We start from the raw sequence: 6,070 nt of genomic DNA, 5'->3' as shown, positions 1-6,070 counted from the left end.
GGATTCGAACCAACGGCCCCCTCCTTAAAAGGGAGATGCTCTACCGGCTGAGCTAACGAGACATTTTCTGAAATAAAAATGTGATTATGCCAAAATTAGCTCTATTTGTCAAGCTTTTTTAAATCATTTTTGGCATTTTCTCTCCAAATAACGAGAAAATATACTTATAGGTAAAGTCAAAACAAGATATGTAATAGCCAAAATTACATAAGCTTCAAGAGTAGCAAAAGTATAAGAATTTATCTCTTGTGCACTTTGGGTTAATTCATTTACAGCAATAACGCTTAATAATGAACTATCTTTAATTAAATTTGCAAATTGTCCACTTAGCGGTGCTAAAATATTTTTTAAAGCTTGGGGAAAAATTACATACGCAAAAACCTGCATCTCTTTTAACCCTAAAGCCCTAGCGCTCTCAAGCTGAGATATAGAAATACTTAAAATTCCAGCTCTAAATATTTCAGCTAAGTAAGCAGCAGAAAAACATGATAAAATAATAACTCCAGCCACATATCGATTATCAAGTCCTAAATTATTTGCAACGATATAATATATCAATAATACCTGCACTAGTAAAGGGGTTCCTCTGATAAGCTCTATGTAAAATATAGATAAAAATCTTAAAAAAACAATTGAACTTAAAGAAAAAGCACAAAAAACTCCACCCAAAATTATACTCAGTAATAAAGAAAAAAAACTGATTATTAAGGTATTTAAAAAACCTTGAAGAAATTTTTCTTTATAGGTCGCAATTGCACTAAAATCAAAATGATAAGCACTTATACTAAAACTACAATAACAAAACAATATTAAAAATAAAATCAAAAGAATTAAATTAGTGATTATTTTTGACTTTGATAGAGGTTTTAAAGGTTTAAAATTCTTATTTTTTTGGATAAACAAAGACAATAAAAATCTCCAAAATTACAATTTATTCATTTCTTAAAGTATCTAAAATGTTAATTTGAGTTGCTTTTTTTGCAGGATAAAAAGACGATAAAGCTATGATTATTAAAGCACCTATAATGGTTAAAGAAAAATCCATTAAAGACAAATCAAGTGGTAATTTACTGGTTCCATAAACATCAGCAGGTAAAGTTACAATATCAAAATTTCCTAAAAGCCATAAAGTAAAAAATGCAAGCATCACACCCACTATCATACCACCGCCGCCAATAAGCATGCCTAAGGCAAAAAAACTCTTTTTTACCTCATTTTTGCTTGCACCTAGGGCAAGTAAAAGTGCTATTTCACTGCGACGATTCATTACTATCATCAATAAAGAACTTACTATATTTAAACTTGCAACCAAAATAATAAGCATCAACACTATAAAAAGCGCTCTTTTCTCAAGCTCTAAGGCTGAAAAGAAATTTTTATTTTGTTCCCACCAGCCTACTACAGCATAATCGTCTTTTAAATAAGATTTAATTTTTTCAACATCCTTAAAAGCATTATCACTATATACATGAACTCCATCATAATTTGGATTTTTAGGCATTCCAAGTACTTTTTTCAATGCATCAACATCTGTGTACATATAAGCTTTATCATAAAATGCAAGCCCTGAAGTAAAACGCGCTTTAACATCAAAACGTTTAGTTTGTGGTACTAAAGAAAATCCACTAGGATTAAGATTTGAAAAAATAAGTGAAAGTTTGTCATTTTTATGCAAACCAAATTCATCAATAAGTGCTGATCCTACAAGTATATCAAAACCACTTAAATTCTCATCCTTTAAAGCTTTAGCAACCACTTCGTTTATTTTTTTTTCATCATTAAAATTAACGCCAAAAAGCACACCACCTTCAAAACGATTATCCCCCTTTATAACAACTTGAGTACTTATATAAGGGCTAAATAACAAATTTGGAAATGTTTTTCTTAACTCATCTATAAATTCATCATTTACAGGAGCGTAAAATTTAGGCAAAATAGTAATAGGATAATTCATCACAAAAAAGCGTTTTTCAAATTCTTTATCAAAACCATTCATAATTGCCATAGCTACAAGCAAAACACAAAGTCCTACGCAAACTCCTAAAAAGGCCAAAAGCATAGAAAGATTGATAAAGGGTTGTTCTTTATCAAATCTTAAATATTTAAAAAGTAAATATTTTAAAACGCTTTTATTCAAGCTAAAATTCCTTGCTTAGGACCACTTTTTCCATGGCATTCTTTAAATTTTTTTCCACTTCCGCAAGGACAAGGAGCATTGCGTGGAACTTTTTTAAACTCAGCTTCGCCAAGATTATCTTCGCTTGCACCCATTTCTACTGAGCTTTGAAGTAGCTTTTCATTTTCTTCATTGGCTTTATTTTCTAAATTTTGTACCTCTTCTTGATTAAATTGCACACTAAAAAGTAGTTTAATACTATCAAATTTAATACGATTAACTAGCTCCAAGAAAAGATTATAACTTTCTTTCTTATATTCCACAAGAGGATCTTTTTGATTGTATCCGCGAAGTCCTATTCCTGTTTTTAAAATATCCATTTGATACAAATGCTCTCTCCAAGCATTATCCAAAACTTGCAAATATAAAATACGCTCTATATTACGCAATTCTTTAATCTCAAGTCTTGACATCTTTTCATTATAAGAATTTTCAAGAATTTGACTTAGCTTGTCTTGCATTTCAATGACGCTTAAATTTTCAAAATCTTTTTCACTAATCTGAGTTGAACACTCATATAAAATTTTTGCTTTCAAATTTTCAAAATTTACATTAGAACCGCTTTCATCAAGCATATAATCATTCATTACATTTGTGCTATATTCAGCGATATTTTGAGAAATTTTAGCTCTAATATCATAGTTTTCATCTAAAAGCTCATTACGATAACGATAAATAGTTTTTCTTTGTTCATTTGCTACATCATCATATTCTAACAAATGCTTTCTGCTTTCAAAATGTAAGCTTTCTACTTTTTTTTGCGCATTTTCAACCGCTCTTGTAACGATTCTTGACTCTATGCTTTCGCCCTCTTCTATACCTAAGCGATCCATAATGCTTTTAATACGATCCCCACCAAAAATTCTTAAAAGATTATCTTCTAAACTTAGATAAAAACGACTTATTCCAGGATCGCCCTGCCTTCCTGCACGACCACGAAGTTGATTATCAATACGGCGGCTTTCATGTCTTTCTGTACCTATAATATAAAGCCCACCCAAAGCCCTAATCTCATCATCGATTTTTATATCCACACCACGACCTGCCATATTTGTAGCGATAGTTACGGCACCTTTTTTACCTGCATCTTGGATAATCAAAGCTTCTTGTTCGTGATTTTTAGCATTTAAAACATGATGAGGGATTTTCTCTTTTACAAGCATATTGTGAAAAACTTCACTGCGTTCTATACTTGCGGTTCCTACAAGCACAGGCTGACCTTTAGCATTGGCTTTTTTAATCTCTTCAATTACGGCTTTAAATTTTTCATTTTGAGTTTTATAGATAAGATCATCTTTATCTTGTCTTTTAATAGGAATATTTGTCGGTATAGAAATAACATCTAAACTATAAATTTGAGAAAATTCAGTCGCTTCTGTTTGTGCAGTTCCTGTCATACCTGCGAGTTTATTGTACATTCTAAAATAATTTTGAAAAGTAATATCTGCTAGAGTTTGGCTTTCTTCTTGAATTTTTACATTTTCTTTAGCTTCTAAAGCTTGATGCAATCCTTCACTAAAACGACGTCCTTCGCTTAAACGCCCTGTAAATTCATCAACGATGATAACTTCATTATTTCTTAAAACATAATGCACATCTTTTTCAAAAAGATTATGTGCCTTTAAAGCTTGATCAAGCTGATGTGCTAAGATAGCATTATCAAGACTGTATAAATTTTCTACACCAAAAAGTTTTTCAGCCTTAGCAATACCTGCTTCGGTAATCAAAACACTACGATTTTTCTCATCTACCACAAAATCACCCTCAGGTTTTGCAGGAGGTAAAACTACTTCACCTTTTTGCATTTGCTTAGCTACTTCATTGGCTTTAATATAACCATCTAAAGTGCGATTTGTAGGGCCGCTGATGATAAGCGGAGTTCTTGCCTCATCAATTAAAATACTATCTACTTCATCTACAATAACAAAATTATGCTCTCTTTGAACTTTTTCAACTTTTGAAAATTTCATATTATCACGCAAATAATCAAAACCAAACTCATTATTGGTTCCATAAGTAATATCGCAATCATAAGCTTGCTTGTGCTCTATGTCACTATTTTGAGAAGAAAGAATCACACCTACGCTAAAACCTAAAAAATTATAAATCGCACTCATTTGCTCAGCATCTCTTTTGGCTAGATAATCATTCACTGTAACGACATGTACGCCTTTGCCACTCATGGCATTTAAAACAACAGGCAAGGTCGCTACAAGGGTTTTACCTTCTCCTGTTTTCATTTCTGCGATTTTTCCATCGTGTAAAACCATACCACCGATTAACTGCACATCAAAATGACGCATATTTAAAGTTCTCTTACCTGTCTCTCTGACTATAGCAAAAACATCATTTAAGATATCATTTTCGTTTTTTTCTCCGCTTAAAATTTGCTCTTTAAATTTTGCAAATTCGGCTTTTAATTCATCATCGCTTAAATTTTGATATTTGCCTTCTAAAGCATTGATTTGTGCTACACGCTTGAAGTATTTTTTAACTTCACGATCATTTTTTGTTCCAAAAACGGCTTTTAAGGTATTTAAAAACATTTTTAAACCTTTATAAATTTTTCAAACTATCATTATAACGATTATTTAATTAAAATTAGCTAGAATGATATAAAAAATATAATTTTTTTAAGGAAAATAAATGAAAAAAACATTCTTGATATTTTTTATTTTTATAGGACAACTTTTTGCCCTTGATCTTAATTTTAATACCTTTTCAAGCGATTTTATCCAAATAGTAAAATCCAAAAACTCTACACTTTCTTATTCTGGACATTTTATACTGAGTAAAGATCAAGCATATTGGAGTTATGATACTCCTAGTAAAAAAGAGATTTATATTAACAAAAATCAAGTAACCATAATAGAGCACGATCTAGAGCAAGTCATTTTCTCTCATCTTGATAACATTCCAAATCTTAATGAAATTTTCAAAAAAGCAAGTCTTATAGATAAAGATAAACTTGTAGCAAAATATGATAATATAAATTATACAATTAAACTCAATCAAGAGCAAATTCAAAGCATATCCTATAAAGATGAATTTGAAAATGATGTTATAATCAATCTAAACAATCAAATTAAAAATCCAAAAATTAATTCCGATGTTTTTAAGGCAAAAATTCCGCAAAATTATGACATAGTTCGCTAATTTTGCGTTGTATTTTCATCAAGCTTTATATCATAACCTGTTTGTGGTAAATGATAAGGCTTGCTTGCGTTATTTTCTTTGAATATTTGTGGAGGATTGGCGATTAAATCTCTTTTAATTTTTTCTTCTATATCTGGAGTCATTTTAGGTGTATTTAAATTATCTATATTGATTTCTCCATTGTCATTTTTATTTTCTTCATCTGAATCTTTGAAAAGCTGTTCAACTTGTTTGACTTCTAAATTTGGAACACTAGGAGTTGAGATCTTTTCAACACTAGGAACTTGAGTTTTAGGAGCTTCTAAGTTTTCAAGTGCTTTTTTTACCTCGCTGCCCATACCCTTCTCTTTAGCCTCAGTGCTTTCTAAAAAGCGTTTAAACTCCTCTAAATCAAATTTTTCCACTCCGCTTAAAGATATGATATATATATCATCTAATTTAATCTTATATTTCTTATCTAAAAATTTTTCTAAAGTCTTTTTAAAATTATTTTTTCCAATTTCTGTAAAAATATCTTCGTAAAAAAACCCTGAAATTACTGTATTTACAGCATCAATTAACTTATTTTCATTTTCTTTTAAATTATTCCCATCAAATTCCAAAGAAATTTCAACTTTTTTAAGAACATTTGTCCCACTTTTAGAATACAAATCTGTTCTTATGTTCTCTATTTCAAGATTTTGAGCATTTAAACTCAAAACCAAAAAAACACTTAAAAATATTTTTTTCATTTAATGC

5 protein-coding genes are annotated in these 6,070 nt (G+C 30.1%); 1 reads left to right on the top strand and 4 read right to left on the bottom strand.

Annotated features, from left to right (window positions below; translation table 11 throughout):
- Positions 1-123 precede the first annotated feature (123 nt).
- The 3 genes from AJ886_RS10015 to secA are packed head-to-tail and all read right to left on the bottom strand — an operon-like array spanning position 124 to position 4,722.
- Positions 124-909, bottom strand: a complete 786-nt coding sequence (locus AJ886_RS10015; RefSeq protein WP_044794404.1) for an amino acid ABC transporter permease — start codon at positions 907-909, stop codon at positions 124-126.
- A gap of 22 nt (positions 910-931) precedes the next feature.
- Positions 932-2,137: an ABC transporter permease gene (locus AJ886_RS10010; RefSeq protein WP_070287634.1), complete on the bottom strand. Its 1,206-nt coding sequence runs from the start codon at positions 2,135-2,137 to the stop codon at positions 932-934.
- The gene (gene secA, locus AJ886_RS10005; RefSeq protein WP_070233134.1) at positions 2,134-4,722 is read right to left on the bottom strand and encodes a preprotein translocase subunit SecA; all 2,589 of its coding nucleotides are present in this window, start codon (positions 4,720-4,722) and stop codon (positions 2,134-2,136) included. Before secA ends, AJ886_RS10010 begins: the two co-directional genes overlap by 4 nt.
- A 100-nt stretch (positions 4,723-4,822) precedes the next feature.
- On the opposite strand from secA, the gene lolA reads away from it, so the two are divergent.
- Positions 4,823-5,332, top strand: a complete 510-nt coding sequence (gene lolA / locus AJ886_RS10000) for a LolA-like outer membrane lipoprotein chaperone (protein WP_002871477.1) — start codon at positions 4,823-4,825, stop codon at positions 5,330-5,332.
- On the opposite strand, the gene AJ886_RS09995 is transcribed toward lolA, so the two are convergent.
- Positions 5,329-6,063 carry a hypothetical protein gene (locus tag AJ886_RS09995; RefSeq protein WP_044779484.1) on the bottom strand — a complete coding sequence of 245 codons (735 nt, stop codon included), beginning with the start codon at positions 6,061-6,063 and terminating at the stop codon, positions 5,329-5,331. The two genes, lolA and AJ886_RS09995, sit on opposite strands and share 4 nt — an antisense overlap.
- Between the last annotated feature and the right edge of the window lie 7 nt (positions 6,064-6,070).

Origin of the sequence: Campylobacter sp. BCW_6465, from assembly GCF_001762815.1 — a bacterium.
Classification (GTDB): Bacteria; Campylobacterota; Campylobacteria; order Campylobacterales; family Campylobacteraceae; genus Campylobacter_D; species Campylobacter_D jejuni.
Note: the sequence above shows the minus strand (reverse complement) of the source record. Positions and strands in the feature narration are given on the sequence as shown.